General features: G+C 71.4%; 19 protein-coding genes. 7 read left to right on the top strand and 12 right to left on the bottom strand.

Features of this window, described 5'->3' with window-relative positions:
* Positions 1–28: 28 nt before the first annotated feature.
* Positions 29–355, top strand: coding sequence for a hypothetical protein (locus ACIGZJ_RS29460; RefSeq protein ID WP_396460096.1), 327 nt, complete (start codon positions 29–31; stop codon positions 353–355).
* A gap of 104 nt (positions 356–459) precedes the next feature.
* Here the strand turns inward: ACIGZJ_RS29460 and ACIGZJ_RS29465 are convergent, their stop codons facing one another.
* Complete coding sequence (locus ACIGZJ_RS29465; protein ID WP_396460097.1) at positions 460–1,299, bottom strand: MerR family transcriptional regulator; 840 nt, start codon at positions 1,297–1,299, stop codon at positions 460–462.
* A 294-nt stretch (positions 1,300–1,593) separates the two neighbouring features.
* On the opposite strand from ACIGZJ_RS29465, the gene ACIGZJ_RS29470 reads away from it, so the two are divergent.
* Entirely contained in the window at positions 1,594–1,776 is a 183-nt protein-coding gene (locus ACIGZJ_RS29470; RefSeq protein ID WP_392939737.1) for a PspC domain-containing protein, read from the top strand.
* Between the two features lie 164 nt (positions 1,777–1,940).
* Here ACIGZJ_RS29470 and ACIGZJ_RS29475 read toward each other — a convergent pair whose 3' ends face one another.
* From ACIGZJ_RS29475 to ACIGZJ_RS29485, 3 genes are all read right to left on the bottom strand, one after another.
* Positions 1,941–2,309, bottom strand: coding sequence for an ATP-binding protein (locus ACIGZJ_RS29475; protein WP_392939739.1), 369 nt, complete (start codon positions 2,307–2,309; stop codon positions 1,941–1,943).
* A 201-nt stretch (positions 2,310–2,510) separates the two neighbouring features.
* Entirely contained in the window at positions 2,511–3,659 is a 1,149-nt protein-coding gene (locus ACIGZJ_RS29480) for an adenosine deaminase (RefSeq protein WP_392939740.1), read from the bottom strand.
* Positions 3,660–3,767: 108 nt separating this feature from the next.
* Complete coding sequence (locus ACIGZJ_RS29485) at positions 3,768–4,715, bottom strand: LysR family transcriptional regulator (protein ID WP_396460132.1); 948 nt, start codon at positions 4,713–4,715, stop codon at positions 3,768–3,770.
* 131 nt (positions 4,716–4,846) lie between these two features.
* On the opposite strand from ACIGZJ_RS29485, the gene ACIGZJ_RS29490 reads away from it, so the two are divergent.
* The 5 genes from ACIGZJ_RS29490 (at position 4,847) to ACIGZJ_RS29510 (ending at position 8,183) form a co-directional block, all read left to right on the top strand.
* Positions 4,847–6,148, top strand: coding sequence for an MFS transporter (locus ACIGZJ_RS29490; RefSeq protein WP_396460098.1), 1,302 nt, complete (start codon positions 4,847–4,849; stop codon positions 6,146–6,148).
* 9 nt (positions 6,149–6,157) lie between these two features.
* Entirely contained in the window at positions 6,158–6,511 is a 354-nt protein-coding gene (locus tag ACIGZJ_RS29495; protein ID WP_396460099.1) for an AbrB/MazE/SpoVT family DNA-binding domain-containing protein, read from the top strand.
* The gene (locus ACIGZJ_RS29500) at positions 6,498–6,791 is read left to right on the top strand and encodes a hypothetical protein (protein ID WP_396460100.1); all 294 of its coding nucleotides are present in this window, start codon (positions 6,498–6,500) and stop codon (positions 6,789–6,791) included. Before ACIGZJ_RS29495 ends, ACIGZJ_RS29500 begins: the two co-directional genes overlap by 14 nt.
* Before the next feature lie 120 nt (positions 6,792–6,911).
* Positions 6,912–7,586 (top strand): alpha/beta fold hydrolase, encoded by a 675-nt coding sequence (locus tag ACIGZJ_RS29505; protein WP_396460101.1) that lies wholly within the window; start codon positions 6,912–6,914, stop codon positions 7,584–7,586.
* Positions 7,587–7,628: 42 nt separating this feature from the next.
* Positions 7,629–8,183 carry a Uma2 family endonuclease gene (locus tag ACIGZJ_RS29510; RefSeq protein ID WP_396460102.1) on the top strand — a complete coding sequence of 185 codons (555 nt, stop codon included), beginning with the start codon at positions 7,629–7,631 and terminating at the stop codon, positions 8,181–8,183.
* 29 nt (positions 8,184–8,212) lie between these two features.
* Here ACIGZJ_RS29510 and ACIGZJ_RS29515 read toward each other — a convergent pair whose 3' ends face one another.
* The 8 genes from ACIGZJ_RS29515 to ACIGZJ_RS29550 form a co-directional block, all read right to left on the bottom strand.
* Positions 8,213–9,490, bottom strand: a complete 1,278-nt coding sequence (locus ACIGZJ_RS29515) for a thymidine phosphorylase (protein WP_396460103.1) — start codon at positions 9,488–9,490, stop codon at positions 8,213–8,215.
* 97 nt (positions 9,491–9,587) lie between these two features.
* Positions 9,588–9,983, bottom strand: coding sequence for a cytidine deaminase (locus tag ACIGZJ_RS29520; protein WP_396460104.1), 396 nt, complete (start codon positions 9,981–9,983; stop codon positions 9,588–9,590).
* Positions 9,980–11,245, bottom strand: coding sequence for an ABC transporter permease (locus ACIGZJ_RS29525; RefSeq protein ID WP_396460105.1), 1,266 nt, complete (start codon positions 11,243–11,245; stop codon positions 9,980–9,982). Before ACIGZJ_RS29525 ends, ACIGZJ_RS29520 begins: the two co-directional genes overlap by 4 nt.
* A complete protein-coding gene (locus ACIGZJ_RS29530) occupies positions 11,242–12,405 on the bottom strand; it encodes an ABC transporter permease (protein WP_392939749.1) in 1,164 nt (387 codons plus the stop codon). Before ACIGZJ_RS29530 ends, ACIGZJ_RS29525 begins: the two co-directional genes overlap by 4 nt.
* Before the next feature lie 4 nt (positions 12,406–12,409).
* The gene (locus tag ACIGZJ_RS29535; RefSeq protein ID WP_396460106.1) at positions 12,410–14,200 is read right to left on the bottom strand and encodes an ABC transporter ATP-binding protein; all 1,791 of its coding nucleotides are present in this window, start codon (positions 14,198–14,200) and stop codon (positions 12,410–12,412) included.
* 89 nt (positions 14,201–14,289) lie between these two features.
* On the bottom strand, positions 14,290–15,345 hold the full coding sequence (locus ACIGZJ_RS29540) for a BMP family protein (RefSeq protein WP_396460107.1): 1,056 nt from the start codon (positions 15,343–15,345) through the stop codon (positions 14,290–14,292).
* A 269-nt stretch (positions 15,346–15,614) separates the two neighbouring features.
* The gene (locus ACIGZJ_RS29545) at positions 15,615–16,877 is read right to left on the bottom strand and encodes an amidohydrolase (protein ID WP_396460108.1); all 1,263 of its coding nucleotides are present in this window, start codon (positions 16,875–16,877) and stop codon (positions 15,615–15,617) included.
* Positions 16,878–17,103: 226 nt separating this feature from the next.
* Positions 17,104–18,693 (bottom strand): methylmalonyl-CoA mutase, encoded by a 1,590-nt coding sequence (locus ACIGZJ_RS29550; RefSeq protein ID WP_396460109.1) that lies wholly within the window; start codon positions 18,691–18,693, stop codon positions 17,104–17,106.
* Positions 18,694–18,714: the final 21 nt, after the last annotated feature.

An 18,714-nucleotide genomic window follows, 5' to 3' on the forward strand; every position in this document is an offset into this window, starting at 1 on the left:
CTCCCCATCCCGGAAGGGCGCCACCGCCATGCCCAAAACGCCCCCGCCGCCCCTGGACACCCTCCTCGCCAACGCCCTCGCCGCCACCCACTACGCCGTCGCGGCCGCCTTCCTCACGCACGCCCGACACCACCACATCCCCACCCAACTCCCCTCCTGCCCCGACGACTTCGACTGGCCCCAACTCGAAGCCCTGATCCACCGCCTCGGCTACGAGGCCGACGAGTCCGACGCCGCGCTCAACCTCTACCGACTCCTCACCGCCGTCCAGCGCATCGCCTACCGCGAGGGCGCCGGCCGCAACGCCAACTGGCACTCCGCCCGCCTCAACCCCAGACCGTCACACGGCACCTAGCCACCGCACCCGGAGCAGGAAGTCGGACCGTCCGACTTCCCACTCCACCCCCCATCGTTTGCATCCTTGCCACCCGCTACGGGCACCCCCGGGGAGCCAGCACCTCAGGGCCCGGCCGCAGGGGCGGGAACGGTGAACACCCCCACGACATCCGCCACGTGCTCACCCTCCTCCGCCGTCTCCCAGTTCGGGTAGTTCACCTCGCGCGAACCCGCGATGCGCTCGTACCCCTGCTCATCGATCCAGGCGAGCACCGCGTCGTGCACACCCACGATCGTCGCGAAGTCCCGGTGCTTCTTTCCCAGCTCCGTGTACGCCTCGCGGTGCGCGGGCTCGATCCGCACGCCGATCTCCCCCACCGGCTCGACCGTGTTCATCGTCGGGACGCAGACCTCGACCGGGCCGTCCGAGTCGTCGCTCACAATGCCGTGGTAGATGATGAAGAGCGGTCCGGACAGGCAGGCGCCGGTCGCCCGCATGTGGGCGAAGATCGCCTCGGTCGCCTCACCGAGGAAGCCGAGGAGGCCCTCGGCGTTGACATGGCGCCGGATGAACAGCACCTTCTGCTCGGGTACGTCGCGCTCGGCCATCTCGTACATGCGCGGATTCCTTCCTGCCAGGACCTCTCGGGCGTAGCCCACCGCCTCCCGGCGGGCCGTGTGCACGGACTGCTCCTTGCGCCAGTAGGCGTCGAGCAGCCGGACGGACTCGGTTCCACCCGGGTCGAGCACCCCCGCGATCAGCGCCAGCGGCATCCCGACGGCACGCAGCAGCGCGATCCGGCGGGCCCGCTCGACCTGGGCCGGGGTGTAGCGGCGGAAGCCGGTCCGCGGATCGACGTGCGCGGGCGACAGCAGCCCCCGGTCCCCGTACAACCGCAGCGCCTTGTGGCTCAGCCCGGTCCTGGCCGCGAGCTCCCCGATGCCGATCAAGTCCTCGTGCATGCCGCCACTCTGCGCCCTCCCCCAGGGGCAGAGGCAATCGCGTCCGCCCAGTGCGAGCCCCCGCACAGGACGTCGGCCCCGCCGACTTTCCACCCCCGACGCCCGGCCCCCGGCGCCCGGCCCCTCTCCGGGCCGCCCCTGAGGAGAACCCCGACGGGGCGTCCGCCTTCCCGATGAGAAGGGTCGGGGTCCGGATCGCCATCCAGGCTGAGGATCCGGCGGCGGCCGCGGCGGAGCATGGAAGTACGCCCACCGGAGAGCCCGGCACTGGGGCGCGACACCACGGAGACCGTCATGAGCCGCCTCGCCCGCCCCCGCCACAACCGCGTGATCGCCGGCGTCTGCGCCGGGATCGCCCAGCGCTTCGGCCTGACCCCGTGGACGGTCCGGCTGATCTTCCTGGTGTCCTGTCTGCTGCCCGGCCCGCAGTTCCTGATCTACCTGGCGCTCTGGCTGCTGCTCCCCCAGGAGCCGTGAACCCTCCGCCCGAACGCCGAGGCCACCACGGCCTGAGGCCACCTCGGACCCGCTCCCCGCATCGACCACCAGGCAGGCACCAGACGGGCACGAACGCCGACGGGCCGCCCGCCCCGGGGTCACCGGAGCGGACGGCCCGTCGCCGTGTACGGCGGAGCCGGAGCTCAGCCGCCCAGGCCCGGCAGCGGCAGGGTGTTGGTCAGCCCTCCGAGCGGGGTCTTGTCGAGGCCGGGGACGCTGGGCACGGCGCCCCGGGTCTCTCCGGCCATCGGCGCGGCGTCCGCCACCGGGGCGGCGGCCTGGCCGGCGCTCGGGGCGAGGGTGCCCAGGGTGCCGGCGACCTTGTCGCCGCCCGGCAGCTTGGCCGCGGTGTTGGTGACGGCGCCGGTCACGGCCGGGTTGGTCACCGCGCCGGTGGGGAGCCCGAGGCCGCCGGCGGCAACGGGGTCCGCGGACGCGCTGCCGGCGCCGACCGCGGCGATGGCGATACCGAGCGCCGCGGTGCCGGCTGCCTTGAGAGTGGCCTGCTTCATGAGTTCGTCCCCTTGGATCCTCGTCGGTGGCCGACGCCCGGACATGGCGGTGAACGCCGCACCGTGTCAGCAGTGACTGGCACACCGTAGTGATTGGGTCGCACGAGGATCAAAGGGCGTTAACCCACACGAGTGGGTAGTCGGATGAACGCCAATGTCCGTGCCAGATAAAGCCGTTCATCCGACGATCAGGCGATCGACTCAGCCGGCGGAGCTGAACAGCCACTCCGCCTTGAGCTCGGCGTAGCCCGGCTTGATCACGTCGTTGATCATCGCCAGCCGCTCGTCGAACGGGAGGAACGCCGACTTCATCGCGTTCACGGTGAACCACTCCATGTCGGCCAGCGTGTAGCCGAACGCCTCCACCAGGTGCTCGAACTCGCGGCTCATGCTGGTACCGCTCATCAGCCGGTTGTCGGTGTTCACCGTCACCCGGAACTTCAGGCGGCTGAGCAGGCCGATCGGGTGCTCGGCGTACGAGGTGGCGGCCGCCGTCTGCAGGTTGGAGGTCGGGCACATCTCCAGCGGGATGCGCTTGTCGCGCACGTACGCGGCGAGGCGGCCGAGCTCGACGCCGCCGTCCTCGTTCACCGTGATGTCGTCGACGATCCGCACACCGTGGCCGAGCCGGTCGGCGCCGCAGCACTGCAGGGCCTCCCAGATCGACGGCAGGCCGAAGGCCTCGCCCGCGTGGATCGTGAAGTGGTTGTTCTCGCCCTTGAGGTAGTCGAAGGCGGCCTGGTGGCGGGTGGGGGGGTACCCCGCCTCGGCACCGGCGATGTCGAAGCCGACCACGCCGCGGTCGCGGTGGCGGTTGGCCAGCTCGGCGATCTCCGAGGAGCGGGCCGCGTGCCGCATCGCGGTGATCAGGGTGCCGACGCGGATCCGGTGGCCGGCCGCGCGGGCGTTGGCCTCGCCGAGGCGGAAGCCCTCGTTGACGGCGTCGACGACCTCGTCGAGGGTGAGGCCCGCCTCCAGGTGCTGCTCCGGGGCGTAGCGGACCTCGGCGTAGACGACGCCGTCGGCGGCCAGGTCCTCGGCACAGTCGGCGGCGACCTTGATCAGGGCCTCGCGGGTCTGCATCACGGCACAGGTGTGCGCGAAGGTCTCCAGGTAGCGGACCAGCGAGCCGGAGTCGGCGGCCTCGCGGAACCACTCGCCGAGCTTGACCGGGTCGGTGGTGGGAAGGCCCTCGTAGCCGCAGGCGGCGGCCAGCTCGACGACGGTCTCCGGACGCAGGCCACCGTCGAGGTGGTCGTGCAGGAGCACCTTCGGCGCGCGGGCGATCTGGTCGGTGGTGGGGATCCGGGGGCCGGTGCCCGCGGTGGTGACAGGGATCTGCTTCTCCATTGCGGGAGTGTAGCCCCTACGCGCGTAGAACGACTATCGCCAACAGGGCCGAATCGGCCAATGTCCACCGGAAATTCCACCGGACGGACGATCCGGGCCGCCTACCGGTCAGTCGTGCTGCAGCAGCCGTCCGCGCCGCGACAGCACGAAATCCCGGAACGCGGCCACCGGCGGGGTGAGCGGGCGGCCCGCCGCCCAGGCCAGGCCGATCGCCCGCCGGGTGCGCGGCGCCGTCACCTCCAGCTCCACCACCCCGGGCCGGGGCACCAGCCCGGGCGGCAGCAGCGCGACCCCCAGCCCCGCCGCGACCAGCCCGCGCAGCGTCTCGGCGTCCTCCCCCTCGAACGCGATCCGCGGCACGAAGCCGGCCTCCGCACAGAACCCGTCCGTGATCGCGCGCAGCCCGTAGCCGCGCTCCAGTCCGACGAACGGCTCCTCGGCCACCTCCGCCAGCCGGATCCGGCGCCGCCCGGCCAGCCGGTGGTCGCCCGGGACGGCCAGGTGCAGCCGCTGCTCGTCCAGCGGCCGGGCGACCAGCGCCGGGTCGTCCGGCACCGGGGCGACCAGGCAGAGGTCCAACTCCCCGGCCCGCAGGCGTTCCAGCATCGCCCCGACGTAGTCCTGCACCAGCTGGAACCGCACCTGCGGATGCGCCGCCCGGAAGCCGCGCAGCAGCGCCGGGACGGCGTCCGTCCCCATGGTGTGCAGGAAGCCGAACGCCACCCGCCCGACCGCCGGGTCCACCTCGGCCCGGGCCGCCTCGGCGCCGCGCTCGACCTCCGCCAGCGCCCGCTCCACCGAGGCGAGCAGCAGCCGGCCCGCCCTGGTCAACCGGACCGTCCGCCCCTGACGGGCCAGCAGGACGACCCCCAGGTCCTCCTCCAGCCGGGCCACCGCACGGGACAGCGTCGGCTGCGGCATCCCCAGCAGCGCGGCCGCCTGCGTCACGTGCTCCAGCCGCGCCACGGCGGCGAACTGAGCCAGCCTGGGCGCCAGTTGGGCGGCCGGCAGCTCCGACCCCAGCTCCGCCAACCGGTGCGGCGGCTCCGCGCCCACTCCGTCGAACGTCACAACCGCCCCTTCCGACCGCGATCGATCCGCCACCACCTGCACTCATACCGGTGCGCATCGATTATCGACCAATCATGCATTGGACGCATCAAACGCACCGGCCTAGGTTCAGGGACATGCAGCCCGCCAGTACCGGGGCATCCGTGGCCGTGCCGGATGCCCTCACCCACCCGTCCTCCCTCTTCGCCGACGACCGCCACCGCCCCGGGCAGCGCGCCTTCCGCCGCGCCAACCTCGCCCTGTTCGCCGCCGGCATCGCGACCTTCGTCCTGCTGTACTCCACCCAGGGCCTGCTGCCGATCCTCTCGGCCGACCTCGGGATCACCCCCGGCCAGGCCAGCTGGACGGCCTCCGCCGCCACCCTCGGCCTCGCCCTCGGACTGCTCCCGGCCAGCGCGCTCTCCGACCGGTACGGGCGCACCGCCGTGATGACGGCCTCGGTACTCGCCGCCTCCGCGCTCGCGCTGGCGCTGCCGTTCTCCCCCGACCTCACCACCCTGGTCGTGCTGCGCGTCGTCCAGGGCGCCGCCCTCGCCGGCCTGCCCGCCACCGCGATGGCCTACCTCGCCGAGGAGGTCCACCCCAGCGCGCTGGCCTCCGCGATGGGCCTGTACGTGGCCGGCAACAGCATCGGCGGCATGGGCGGGCGACTGCTCTCCGGCTGGACGGCCGCCGGGCTCGGCTGGCGCTGGGGCCTGGCCGCCTCCGCCGCGCTCGCCCTGCTGGCCGCGCTCGCCTTCCGGCTGCTGATCCCCGCCGCCCGGCACTTCACCCCGGCACCGGTGGACGCCCGCGCCCTGGCCCGCACCGTCGGCCGTCACCTGCGCAACCCGCTGCTGGTCCGGCTGTACGCGCTCGGGCTGCTGTTCATGGCCGTCTTCGGCGCGGTCTACAACACCGTCGGCTACCGGCTGATCGGCTCGCCCTTCAACCTGCCGGAGTCGGTCGCCGCCTCGATCTTCGTGGTCTACCTGGTCGGCACCGGCACCTCGGCCGCGGCCGGCCGGCTCTCCGGACGGCTCGGGCGACGCGGCGCGCTGTACACGGCGATCGGCGTGACCGCCACCGGCCTGCTGCTCTCGCTCGCCGACTCGCTGCTCTGCGCGCTGCTCGGCCTGGTCCTGATCACGGCCGGCTTCTTCGCCGGCCATGCCACCGCCTCCTCGGCCGTCGGCCGCACCGCCACCGAGGGCCGCGCCCAGGCCTCCGCGCTGTACCTGATCGCCTACTACCTGGGCAACAGCCTCGGCGGCACCATCGGCGCCGACGCCTACCACTCCACCGGCTGGCCCGGCGCCGCCGCCGTCGGCCTGACCGCCATGACCCTCGCCGCGGCCGTCACCCTCTACGCCACCCGCCAGGCCATCACCGCCCGCCGCTCCACCGGCAATCTGCCGGGCAGACTTTCCGCCCGGTAGACTTTCCCCATGGCAGACCTCAAGCGCCGCCGTCGCCCCCATCTGGTGTCCACGCCTGTCCGCAAGAAGGGCGTGGTCACCATCCCGCAGGAGATAAGGGAGCAGCTCGACCTCCAGGAGGGCGACCAGCTGGTCGTCGCGGTGGAGGACGGCCGGATCGTCCTCACCCCGGCCTCCGTCATCCCGGACGACCAGGCATGGTTCTGGAGTCCCTCGTGGCAGGCCGGCGAGGCCGAGGTGGACGAGTCCATCGCCGAAGGCGAGCGCGGTGAGGTGTTCCAGGACGGCGACGCGTTCCTGGCGTCCCTCGCGGACGAGGCCGGCCTGGACCTGGAGGAGATCAAGCGCCGTGCCGACGCATGAGTCACTGGCGCACTTCCTGCGCGACTGGAAGGGCCTGAGCCCCGCCCAGAAGGCGGCCTTCCTGGTCGCGGTCGCCCAGTTCGTCGCCGACCTGCGGGACGGGCGGGGCTTCCGGCGGGGGCTGCGGGTGAAGAAGATGCAGGGGCATCCGGACGTCTGGGAGCTGACCTGGGCGCCCGACGGCCGGGCCACCTTCAGCTACGCGACGCCCGTCCAGGAGCGCGAGCCGCACATCGTCTGGCGCCGGATCGGCACCCACGAGGTCTTCCAGCGGCCCTGACCTCGCGTCGGCCTCCCGTCGGCCTCCCGTCGGCTTCTCGCGGCGGATACCTGACACAGCCTGTCAGGTATCCGCCGTAGCTTTCCTCTCGTCCCGCCCGCTCGACCAGAGGAAACGACCATGGCCACCTTCGTTCTCGTCCCCGGCATGCTGCACGGCGCCTGGTGGTACCGGCCGATCACCGACGGGCTGCGGGCCGCCGGCCACGAGGTCTACCCGCTGACGCTGACCGGGGTGAGCGAGCGGGGACACCTGAACAACGGGGCGGTCAACCTGGAGACGCACATCCAGGACGTGCTTTCCACCCTGGAGGCCGAGCGGCTCACGGACGTGGTGCTGGTCGGGCACAGCTACGGCGGGATGGTCCTCTCCGGCGTGGCCGACCGGGCGCCGGAGCGGATCCGGGCGCTGGTGTACGCGGACGCCTTCGCACCGCGCGACGGCGAGTCGGCCTACGGGATCGTCAACGAGATCTGGAAGCAGCGCTACCTGGCCGGCGCCGCCGTCGGCGACGGCACCACCGTCCTCGGGCTGAGCCCCTTCCTGGACCCGCGCGCCACCGTCCACCCGGTGGCCACCCTGTTCCAACGGGTCTCCCTCACCGGCGCCCTGGACGCCGTGACCCGCCGCACCTACATCCACGCCGAGCGCTTCGAGGACAGCCCGCTCGCGGAGACGTACGAGCGCCTGCGCGAGGACCCCTCCTGGACCGTCCACACCCTCCCCGTCGGCCACGACCTGGTCCGCGAGGCCCCCGAGGAGTTCCTGAAGATCGCCCTGGCCGCGGCCGAGTGAGCACCGCCCGGGGCGTCGGAGGCCGTCGATACACTCCGGAACATGAGCACCGACCCCGCTGTGTACGCCCGGTTGCACGAGATCGCCGACCAGCTGCCGCAGATCCCGGGGATAGGCAGGGTCGAGATCGCCGACGGCCGGATCGTCATGACGGTGTCACGGGTGAAACGGCACGAGCTCGCCGTCGCCCGGCTTGCCCGGCAGCTGAACGCCCTGCTCCCGAACACCCACCCCGGCTACATCGCTCACGGCGGCCCGGATCTGGAGGACGCCGGGCTGGGCCGGCTGCGCAATCCCGACCTCATGGTCTTCTCCGAGAAGGTGCTCGAAGGCGATCAGCCCGCACTGCAGCCGCACGAGGTCCTGCTGGTCGTCGAGGTCGTCTCGAAGTCGAACCCCAAGAGCGACTACCGCGACAAGGTGCGCGACTACGCGGCCATGGGAATCCCGCTCTACCTGCTCGTCGATCCCCGTACGGGTACCGGCATCGTGCACGCGGAGCCCGGCTACACCTCGCGCAAGGAGTTCGCCTTCGGTGACACCGTGGCAGTCGGTCCGTGGACCCTCGACACCGGCGGTCTGCTCACGTACGCCTGACCCGGCGCACGTGAGCAGGCCTCAGGCCATCACGCGATGCGGTCCAGCACGATCGGGTTCGGGGTGAACGCGGTACCCGCCGGGGCGACCTCGATGCCGCCGGCCAGGGCCTCGATCGCGTACTCGAAGCGCTCGGGGGTGTCGGTGTGCAGGGTCAGCAGCGGCTGGCCGGCCACCACGGTGTCACCGGGCTTGGCGTGCATCTCGATGCCGGCGCCGGCCTGCACCGGGTCCTCCTTGCGGGCGCGGCCGGCGCCCAGGCGCCAGGCGCTGACGCCCACCGCGTAGGCGTCCAGCGAGGTGAGCACGCCGGAGGCGGGCGCCGGGATGACGTGCTGCTCGCGGGCGACCGGCAGCGGGGCGTCGACGTCGCCGCCCTGCGCGGAGATCATGCGGCGCCAGTGGTCCATCGCGGAGCCGTCGCGCAGCGCGTCGGCCGGGTCCTTGCCGTGCACGCCCGCGGCGGCCAGCATCTCGCGGGCCAGCGCCAGGGTGAGCTCGACGACGTCCGCCGGGCCGCCGCCGGCCAGCACCTCGACGGACTCGCGGACCTCCAGCGCGTTGCCCGCGGTGAGGCCGAGCGGGGTGGACATGTCGGTGAGCAGCGCGACGGTGTTGACGCCCGCCGCCTTGCCCAGGCCGACCATGGTGCGGGCCAGCTCCTGGGCGTCGGCGAGGTTCTTCATGAACGCGCCGGAGCCGACCTTGACGTCCAGCACCAGCGCGCCGGTGCCCTCGGCGATCTTCTTGGACATGATCGAGGAGGCGATCAGCGGGATCGCCTCGACCGTGCCGGTCACGTCGCGCAGCGCGTACAGCTTCTTGTCGGCGGGGGCCAGGCCGTCGCCGGCCGCACAGATCACCGCGCCGGACGAGCGCAGCACGTCCATCATCTCGTCGTTGGAGAGCAGCGCGCGCCAGCCGGGGATGGACTCCAGCTTGTCGAGCGTGCCACCGGTGTGGCCGAGGCCGCGGCCGGAGAGCTGCGGGACGGCGGCGCCGCAGGCGGCGACCAGCGGGGCGAGCGGCAGGGTGATCTTGTCGCCGACGCCGCCGGTGGAGTGCTTGTCGCTGGTGGGCAGCGGCAGCGAGGAGAAGTCCATCCGGACGCCGGAGCGGATCATGGCGTCGGTCCAGCGGCTGATCTCGCGCAGGTTCATGCCGTTCAGCAGGATCGACATGGCCAGGGCGGACATCTGCTCGTCGGCGACCTCGCCGCGGGTGTAGGCGTCGATCACCCAGTCGATCTGAGCGTCGCTCAGCTCTCCGCGGTCTCGCTTGGTCCTGATGACGGAGATGGCATCCATGGGGTACTCCAAGAAGGGTTTCAAAAAGCGAAGAGTGTCGCGAAAGGTCGGTGATCGACCCACTCGCGACACTCTACGCGCGTAACAAATGACGGGGCTAGAGCCGCTCCGGCCCGAAAGCGTCAGGCAGGACCTCGCTCATCGGCTTCACCCCGGAGGGCAGCTCGACCAGCAGCTCCGGCCCGCCGTGCTCGTAGAGCAGCTGGCGGCAGCGGCCGCAGGGCATCAGCAGCTGCCCCTGGCCGTCCACACAGGTGAACGCGACCAGTCGGCCGCCGCCGGTGGCGTGCAGGCTGGAGACCAGCCCGCACTCGGCGCAGAGCGCGAGCCCGTACGAGGCGTTCTCGACGTTGCAGCCGGTGACCAGCCGCCCGTCGTCCACCAGGGCGGCCGCCCCGACCGGGAACCTGCTGTACGGCGCGTACGCGTGGGTCATCGCCTCGCGGGCGGCGGCGCGCAGCTGGTCCCAGTCGACGGCGGGAGCGGACGTCACTTGCCCTGGCCCTTGCGGTAGATCTGGCCGTCGGCCTTCGGCGGCCGCAGCCGCTGCGAGGCCAGCGCAAGCACGACCAGGGTGATCACGTACGGCGTCGCGACGATCAGCGGGCGCTGCACCTCCTCGGTGGTCGCGTACCAGGCGAACAGGCCGCCGGAGACCACGAAGGTGACCGCCGCGGAGGTCAGCTTGCGGCGGTACACGTGCCAGAACGCCAGCAGGAGCATCGCGATGGCGACCGCCAGGATCAGCACGTGCACCGACTCCGGGTCTCGCAGCTGGAGGCTGTCGGTGAAGCCGAACAGGCCGGCGCCCATGGCGAGACCACCGGGCATCCAGTTGCCGAAGATCATCGCCGCGAGGCCGATGAAGCCGCGGCCGTTGGTCTGGCCGTCCTTGTAGAAGTGCGCCGCGACCAGCGAGAGGTACGCGCCGCCGAGGCCCGCGAAGGCACCGGAGGCGACCACCGCGTAGTACTTGTACTTGTAGACGTTCACGCCCAGCGACTCGGCCGCGGTCGGGTTCTCACCGCAGGAGCGCAGCCGCAGGCCGAACACCGTGCGCCAGAGCGCGAAGTAGCTGACCACGATCAGCGCGCCGGCCAGCAGCACGACCACCGAGATGTTGGTGACCAGGCCGCCGAGCACACCGGCGACGTCGGAGACCAGGAACCAGTGGTGGAGCTCGATGTCCTTCAGCCCGGAGGAGAGCCCCGGAATGGTGATGTACGGCAGCGGATCGGCCGGCGGGGACTGGTTCGCACCGGCGCCGACGGAGATGTAGTCCTTGTAGTAGATCCGGTTGACGTACGCGCAGATGCCGGGGATCAGCAGGTTGACGCCGACACCGGAGACGATGTGGTCGACGCCGAAGGTCACCGTGATGACGGCGTGCAGCAGACCGCCGAGCGCACCGCCGAGCATGCCGGCCACCAGGCCGAACCACGGGCTGACCAGGTAGCCGCCCCAGGCGCCGCAGAAGGTGCCGGCGACCATCATGCCTTCGAGGCCGATGTTGACCACGCCGGCCCGCTCGGACCAGAGACCGCCCAGACCGGCCATGCCGATCGGCACGGCGGCGCTGAGCGCCGCGGTGACCTGCCCGGAGGAGGTCAGCGAGTGGTTGTCGGTGATCATGCCGACGGCGGAGAAGAGGACCAGGGCGCCCGCGATCAGCAGCAGCACCACGGGCCAGGACATCTTGCGCTTCTTGGCGGGAGCGCCCGGCGCCTTCGCGCGGGCAGCGGTGGCCGTGCTCATGCGGACACCTCCTTCTTCTCGTTGGCCGCGGCGGCCTGGGCGGCGAGCTCGGCGCCGACCTTCTGCTGCTGGCGCTTGAGGCCGTAGCGCCGCACCAGCTCGTAGGCGACGACGACGCAGATGACGATGGTGCCCTGCATGACCGGGACGATCTCGAACGGGAAGCCGCCGTTCTGCGGCAGCGGCAGCTGGGAGCCGGTGGCGTCCAGGAAGGCGAACAGCACGGCGGCGAAGGCCATGCCGATCGGGCTGTTGCGGCCCAGCAGCGCGACCGAGATGCCGAGGAAGCCGAGGCCGCCCTGGAAGCTCTGGCCGAAGTTGTACGAGTTCTGCAGCAGCTCGGGCAGGCCGATCAGACCGGCCAGCGCGCCGGAGACCACCATCGAGATGACGACCATGCGCTTGACGTTCACACCGGACGCGGTGGCCGCGGTCTCCGAGCGGCCGGTGGCGCGCAGGTCGAAGCCGAAGCGGGTGCGGGTCAGGGTGAACTGGAAGGCCACGCCGACCAGGATCGCGATGAAGAGGAAGCCGTAGAGCGGGCCGCCGTCGGTGTTGATCGCGAAGAAGTGGCTGGACTCCGAGACCGGGCTGGTCTGGATGGAGTTGCTCGTGGTGCCCTTCTCCGGCGCGAAGACGCCGGGGACGAGCAGCAGGCCGACGATGGCGATCGCGATGGCGTTCAGCATGATGGTCGAGATGACCTCGCTGACGCCGCGCAGGACCTTCAGCAGACCGGCGATGCTCGCGTACAGGCCACCGACCAGCATGGCGGTGATCAGCAGCAGCGGGATCTGGATGAACGACGGCAGGTCGAGCCGGCTGCCGACGAAGGCCGCGAACAGCGCCGCGACCTTGTACTGGCCCTCGACACCGATGTTGAAGAGGTTCATCCGGAAGCCGAAGGCGGCGGCCGCGGCGGCCAGGTAGTAGGTGGTGGACCGGTTGAGGATCGCCACCTGGCCGTCCGACTTGGTGGCGTACGTGATCATCACGTTCCACGCGTCGAACGGGTTCTTGCCGGAGGTCGCCAGCAGCACCGAGCAGATCGCCACGGACAGCACGACGGCGAGCACCGGTGCGGCGAGGGCGAGCACGATCTTCTCGCCGTCGAACCGCTTCGCCGGGCGGGGCTTGGCGGCGGGGTTGGGACTGGTCATGTGGCTACTCCCCCGCCTGCGGGTCGGCGGTGTCGGTGGGGGTGTCGGACGGGGTGCCGTCCTCGGCCTCGGCGGCCTCGGTGCCCTCCGCGCGGACCGCGTGGGACTCCTCCACGGCCTCCGCGTCGGACTCGATGTGGCCGCTGGCCGCACCGGTCATGGCGGTACCCAGGTCCTCGGCGGTGACGGTGGCCGGGTCGGCATCGGCGACCAGACGGCCGCGGTAGATCACCCGGATGGTGTCGGAGAGACCGATCAGCTCGTCCAGGTCGGCCGAGATCAGCAGGACGGCGAGGCCGGCCCGCTGGGCGGTCCGGATGTGCTCCCAGATCTGCGCCTGCGCGCCGACGTCCACACCGCGGGTGGGGTGGGCGGCGATCAGCAGCTTGGGGGCGTGGCTCATCTCGCGGCCGATGATCAGCTTCTGCTGGTTGCCGCCGGAGAGGGAGGCCGCGGTGACCTCGATGCCGGGGGTGCGGACGTCGTACTGGTCGACGATCCGCTGGGTGTCCTTGCGGGCACCGGCCGGGTCGAGCAGGACGCCCTTGGAGTTCGGGGCCTCGGTGACGTGGCCGAGGATCCGGTTCTCCCAGAGCGGGGCCTCCAGCAGCAGGCCGTGCCGGTGGCGGTCCTCGGGGATGTAGCCGATGCCGGCCTCGCGGCGGGCCCGGGTGAGGGTGCCGGAGAGGTCCTTGCCGTCCAGGGTGACCGTGCCGCCGTCCAGCGGCAGCATGCCCATGATGGCCTCGACCAGTTCGGCCTGGCCGTTGCCCTCGACGCCGGCGATGCCGAGGATCTCGCCCTTGTGGATGCGCAGCGAGATGTCGTCCAGCACCACGCGCTCGATGCCCTCGGCGTCGGTCTTCGCGATCCGCAGGTCCCGGACGGTGAGCATCTCGTCGGTGGTGACGGTGGACTCGCGGCTCTCCGGGGAGGGGAGCTCGGCGCCGACCATCAGCTCGGCGAGCTGGCGGGCGCTGACGCTCTTCGGGTCGGCGTCGCCGACCGTGGTGCCGCGCCGGATGACGCTGATCGCGTCGGCCACCGACAGCACCTCGTGCAGCTTGTGCGAGATGAAGATGACGGTGACGCCCTCGGCCTTGAGCTCGCGCAGGTTGTCGAACAGCGCGTCGACCTCCTGCGGAACGAGGACGGCGGTGGGCTCGTCGAGGATCAGGATCTTGGCGCCGCGGTAGAGCACCTTGAGGATCTCGACCCGCTGGCGGTCCGCGACGCCGAGGTCCTCGACCAGCGAGTCCGGGCGCACGCCCAGTCCGTACTGGTCGGAGATCTCCTTGATCTTCGCCTTGGCCTTGGCGCCGATGCCGTACAGGGCCTCGCCGCCGAGGACGACGTTCTCCCAGACGGTCAGGTTGTCGGCGAGCATGAAGTGCTGGTGCACCATGCCGATGCCGCGGCCGATCGCGTCGCCGGGGGTGTTGAACTCGCACAGCTCGCCGTTGACGGCGATGGTCCCCTCGTCCGGCTTCTGCATGCCGTAGAGGATCTTCATCAGCGTCGACTTGCCGGCGCCGTTCTCACCCATCAGGGCGTGCACGGTGCCGGTGCGGACGGTGAGGTTGATGTCGTAGTTGGCTACGACGCCGGGGAAGCGCTTGGTGATGCCGCGCAGTTCGACGGCCGGTGTCGCCGTCCCCGCGCTGGGGGTACCGCCCTTGCTGAGGGCGGGGTCGGATGCGGTGATGGCGATCTCCTGGTGGTCTGGAGGCGCGTCGTTGCGCTGGAGGGCCAAGAAAAAACGGTGGGGTACGGGACGGGGCCCGGGGGTACGCATTGAGCGCACCCAGCCGGGCCCCTCCCTGATGCCGTGTCAATCATTGCGCTGCCGGGCAGGTGGCAGCGGGAGCTACGTCCGGGCGCGCCTTACGGGGCGGTCGGGACGGTGGTGGCGCCGCTCTTGATCGCGGTGGCGGCGTCGTTCAGCTTGCCCTGGATGTCGTCGATCTTGCCGCCGGTGGTGGCGAGCGAGACGCCGTCGGCCTTCAGGTCGAAGTTCTTCACGCCGGTGAAGATGGCGCCCTTCTTGGCGGACTCGATGTAGGAGAAGACGGCCTTGTCCACGTTCTTCACCATCGAGGTGAGGATGCTGGCCTTGTACTTCGCCAGGGCCGGCTGCGCGGCCTGGTCGGAGTCGACGCCGATGGCGAGGGCACCCGACTTGTTGGCGACGGCCTCGATGGCGCCGTTGCCGGAGGAGCCGGCGGCGGAGTAGATGACGTCCGCGCCCTTGTCGAGCTGGCCCTGCGCGGCCTCCTTGCCCTTGTCGGGCGAGTTGAAGCCGGAGAAGTCCGGGGGCGTGGTCAGGTAGGTGGTCTCGACCGTGATGTCCGGGGTGATGGACTTCGCGCCGGCCTTGTAGCCCGCCTCGAACTTCTTGATCAGCTCGGTCTGCACGCCGCCGATGAAGCCGATGTGCTTGGTCTTGGACTTGAGCGCGGCGGCCACGCCGGCCAGGTACGAGCCCTCCTGCTCCGAGAACGTCAGCGAGGTGACGTTGCTCGGCTGGGCGTCGGACGCCGAGTCGATGATCGCGAACTTGGTGTTCGGGTTCTCCTTGGCGATCTTGTTGACCGCGTCCTGGTACACGAAGCCGACCGCGATGATCGGGCTGTAGCCGGCGGTGACCAGGTTCTTGAGCCGGGTCTCCTTGTCGGCCTCGGCCTCGCCGGTCTTGGCGTCGGCCTCGGTCACGGCGACGCCGAGATCGGCCTTGGCCTTGTCCAGGCCACGGGCGGCGGAGTCGTTGAACGACTGGTCGCCACGACCGCCGATGTCGTACGCCATGCCGACCTTGAGGCTGCCCTCGGAGGCTCCGGCAGAAGCGGTGGTGTCGTTGCTCTTTGCGCCGCAAGCGGCGAGCGAGGCAATGCCCAGGGAACCCGAGAGCACAACCGCAGCGAGCTTAGTAGAACGGCGCAAGGGAGTATCTCCTTCTCACACGCACCCGTTTAGCGTGGTCGGACGCCACCGTAACGCGCGTAGAACACGGTTGTATTACGGGCCGCCGGAGCATTCGGGTTGTTATCAAACCGTGGTCTCACGGCCTTCCCGAGGCTCCATTGCCGTGCGCGGACGGCGGGTGCTGTTGGAGCAGCCCAGTTTACGCAACCGAAGATAAAGCCCGGATCGGTACAACATGGGACAACTTGGACATCCGGGCTTTCCCAGCCTCCTCGGCCGGACAGGGCCTAAGCCGCCGGCCCCTCGCCCGTGTCCAGCGCCAGGGCCGCGAACAGCTCCACACCGATCGCGATCGCCCGCTCGTCCACGTCGAAGCGGCCCTGGTGCAGATCCCGCACGGTCGTGTCGCCCGGGGTGCGGACGCCGAGGCGGGCCAGCGCGCCCGGGGCGTGCTCCAGGTACCAGGAGAAGTCCTCGCCGCCGAGGCTCTGCTCGGTGTCCTCCACCACGGTGTGGCCGTCCTGCCCGAACCGGGCCGTCATGGCGGCCTCCAGCAGGCCCACCGAGACGGCCTCGTTGACCACCGGCGGCACCCCGCGGTGGTAGTCGAGGGTCCACTTCGCCCGGTAGGTCTCGGCCAGCTTGGCGATCAGCTCGTGCAGCAGGTCCGGGGCCTCGCGCCAGCCGTCCAGCTCCAGGCAGCGGACCGTGCCCTCCAGCTCGGCGTGCTGCGGGATGACGTTCGGCGCGGAGCCGGAGGCGATCCGGCCCCAGACCAGGCTGACGCCCCAGCGCGGGTCCATCCGGCGGGCCAGCGCGGCGGGCAGGTCGGCGGCCATCCGGGCGATCGCGGTCACCAGGTCGGTGGTCAGGTGCGGACGGGCGGTGTGGCCGCCGGGGCCGTCCAGGTGCAGCACCAGGCGGTCGCAGGCCGAGGTGATCGCCCCGGTGCGCAGCGCGATCCGCCCGGCCTCCACCTTGGGGTCGCAGTGCACCGCGAAGATCCGGCCGACGCCCTCCATCCCGCCGGCGTTGATGACGTCCAGCGCTCCGCCCGGCATGACCTCCTCGGCGGGCTGGAAGAACAACCGGACCGGACGGCGCAGTTCGCCGGTGCGGGCGGCCTCGGCCAGGACCAGGGCGGTGCCGAGCACGACGGAGGTGTGCACGTCGTGGCCGCAGGCGTGGGCCCGGCCGGGGACGGTCGAGCGGTACGGCGCGTCGGTCTTGGCGTCGTCGATCGGCAGCGCGTCGATGTCCGCGCGGAAGGCCAGGAAGTCGGTGCCGCGCGGCACCCCCGCCGGGACGATGTCGACGATCAGCCCGGTGCCGCCCGGCAGCACCCGGGGGGCGAGGCCGGCCGCCACCAGGCGGTCGCGCAGCAGTCCGGTGGTGCGGAACTCCTGGCGGCCCAGCTCCGGGTGCCGGTGCAGATCACGGCGGAAGGCGATCAGCTCGGCCTCGAATCCGGCGACCCTGGCACGCAGATCTGCGGCGGGGCGGGCAGCGGTGAGGGTGACGGCCGACTCGGCGGGCTGCGAACGCTTCATCTCAACAAGGGTAGGCCTGTTGGGGGGATTTTGCCCGACTTCCCCAAAAGAAATCCCCGGATGGGCGCATACCGGCCGAGCAGGTGGGTATGACATCTCGTTTCAGCCGCCTTCCGAGGGGTGCCTGCCCTGTGCAACGATCACTCGCGGCAAGGGTCACGGGGCGGCCCCCGACCGGCCGGCCCAACGGCCAACCACAGCCTTCCACAACGGCGTTGACGCCTGCTCAGAACCGCTCGACGGGCGCGTACGTCCCCCACACCGCGCGCAGCGCGTCGCAGACCTCGCCGACCGTGGCCCGGGCGGCCAGCGCCTCCTTCATCGGGTACAGCACGTTGTCGCTCCCCCCGGCGGCCGTCCGCAGGGCGCCCAGGGCGCGGTCCACCGCCGAGGAGTCCCGCTCGGCGCGCAGCCGGGCCAGCCGCCCGGCCTGCCGGGCCTCGATCGCCGGGTCCACCCGCAGCGGCTGGTAGGGCTCCTCGGCGTCCAGCTGGAAGCGGTTGACCCCGACCACCGTCCGGGCGCCCGAGTCGGTCTCCTGCTGGATGCGGTAGGCGGTGCGCTCGATCTCGGCCTTCTGGTAGCCCGCCTCGATCGCGGCCACCGCGCCGCCCAGCTCCTCGACCCTGGCCAGCAGCGCGACGGCGGCGGCCTCCACCTCGTCGGTCATCGCCTCCACCACGTAGGAGCCCGCGAACGGGTCGACGGTGGCGGTGACGTCCGTTTCGTAGGCCAGCACCTGCTGGGTGCGCAGCGCGAGCCGGGCGGCCTTCTCGGTGGGCAGCGCGATGGCCTCGTCGAAGCTGTTGGTGTGCAGCGACTGGGTGCCGCCGAGAACGGCCGCGAGCGCCTGGACGGAGACCCGGACCAGGTTGACCTCGGGCTGCTGGGCGGTGAGCTGCACCCCGGCTGTCTGGGTGTGGAAGCGGAGCATCTGGGACTTCGGGTTCCGCGCGCCGAACTCCTCGCGCATGACCCTCGCCCAGATCCGGCGTGCGGCACGGAACTTGGCGACCTCCTCCAGCAGGGTGGTGCGGGAGACGAAGAAGAAGGAGAGCCGGGGCGCGAAGTCGTCCACGTCCATCCCGGCGGCGACGGCGGTGCGCACGTACTCGATGCCGTTGGCCAGGGTGAAGGCGATCTCCTGCGCGGGGTTCGCCCCGGCCTCGGCCATGTGGTAGCCGGAGATCGAGATGGTGTTCCAGCGGGGGATCTCGGCCCGGCAGTAGCGGAAGACGTCCGCGACCAGCCGCAGCGAGGGCTTGGGCGGGAAGATGTAGGTGCCGCGGGCGATGTACTCCTTCAGCACGTCGTTCTGGATGGTGCCGGTGAGCCGCGCGGACGGCACGCCCTGGGCCTCGCCGACCAGCTGGTAGAGCAGCAGGAGCAGGCCGCCGGGCGCGTTGATGGTCATCGAGGTGGAGACCTCGCCCAGCGGGATGCCGTCGAACAGGACGCCCATGTCCTCGACGCTGTCGATCGCCACACCGACCTTGCCGACCTCGCCGGCCGCGACCGCGGCGTCCGAGTCGTAGCCCATCTGGGTGGGCAGGTCGAAGGCCACCGAGAGGCCGGTCGTGCCGTTGGCGATCAGCTGCTTGTACCTCGCGTTGGACTCGGCGGCGGTGCCGAACCCGGCGTACTGGCGCATCGTCCACGGCCGGCCGGTGTACATCGAGGGGTACACGCCCCGGGTGTACGGGTACTCCCCCGGGCTGCCGAGGCGCTGCGCCGCGTCCCACCCGTCCAGTGTCTCGGGACCGTACAGGGGCTCGATCGGGAAGCCCGACTCGGTGCGGCGCGGCTCGGCTGCCATGGGTCTCTCCACGGGATCGGC

Source organism: Kitasatospora sp. NPDC052868, from assembly GCF_044547105.1.
Classification (GTDB): Bacteria; Actinomycetota; Actinomycetes; order Streptomycetales; family Streptomycetaceae; genus Kitasatospora.

Coding starts and splice junctions, on each gene's coding strand:
- ACIGZJ_RS29480 (WP_392939740.1), bottom strand. CDS start 3,659: ATGGAGAAGCAGATCCCTGTCACCACCGCGGGCACCGGCCCCCGGATC.
- ACIGZJ_RS29470 (WP_392939737.1), top strand. CDS start 1,594: ATGAGCCGCCTCGCCCGCCCCCGCCACAACCGCGTGATCGCCGGCGTC.
- ACIGZJ_RS29510 (WP_396460102.1), top strand. CDS start 7,629: ATGAGCACCGACCCCGCTGTGTACGCCCGGTTGCACGAGATCGCCGAC.
- ACIGZJ_RS29545 (WP_396460108.1), bottom strand. CDS start 16,877: ATGAAGCGTTCGCAGCCCGCCGAGTCGGCCGTCACCCTCACCGCTGCC.
- ACIGZJ_RS29525 (WP_396460105.1), bottom strand. CDS start 11,245: ATGAGCACGGCCACCGCTGCCCGCGCGAAGGCGCCGGGCGCTCCCGCC.
- ACIGZJ_RS29505 (WP_396460101.1), top strand. CDS start 6,912: ATGGCCACCTTCGTTCTCGTCCCCGGCATGCTGCACGGCGCCTGGTGG.
- ACIGZJ_RS29550 (WP_396460109.1), bottom strand. CDS start 18,693: ATGGCAGCCGAGCCGCGCCGCACCGAGTCGGGCTTCCCGATCGAGCCC.
- ACIGZJ_RS29490 (WP_396460098.1), top strand. CDS start 4,847: ATGCAGCCCGCCAGTACCGGGGCATCCGTGGCCGTGCCGGATGCCCTC.
- ACIGZJ_RS29530 (WP_392939749.1), bottom strand. CDS start 12,405: ATGACCAGTCCCAACCCCGCCGCCAAGCCCCGCCCGGCGAAGCGGTTC.
- ACIGZJ_RS29535 (WP_396460106.1), bottom strand. CDS start 14,200: ATGCGTACCCCCGGGCCCCGTCCCGTACCCCACCGTTTTTTCTTGGCC.
- ACIGZJ_RS29515 (WP_396460103.1), bottom strand. CDS start 9,490: ATGGATGCCATCTCCGTCATCAGGACCAAGCGAGACCGCGGAGAGCTG.
- ACIGZJ_RS29475 (WP_392939739.1), bottom strand. CDS start 2,309: ATGAAGCAGGCCACTCTCAAGGCAGCCGGCACCGCGGCGCTCGGTATC.
- ACIGZJ_RS29465 (WP_396460097.1), bottom strand. CDS start 1,299: ATGCACGAGGACTTGATCGGCATCGGGGAGCTCGCGGCCAGGACCGGG.
- ACIGZJ_RS29495 (WP_396460099.1), top strand. CDS start 6,158: ATGGCAGACCTCAAGCGCCGCCGTCGCCCCCATCTGGTGTCCACGCCT.
- ACIGZJ_RS29460 (WP_396460096.1), top strand. CDS start 29: ATGCCCAAAACGCCCCCGCCGCCCCTGGACACCCTCCTCGCCAACGCC.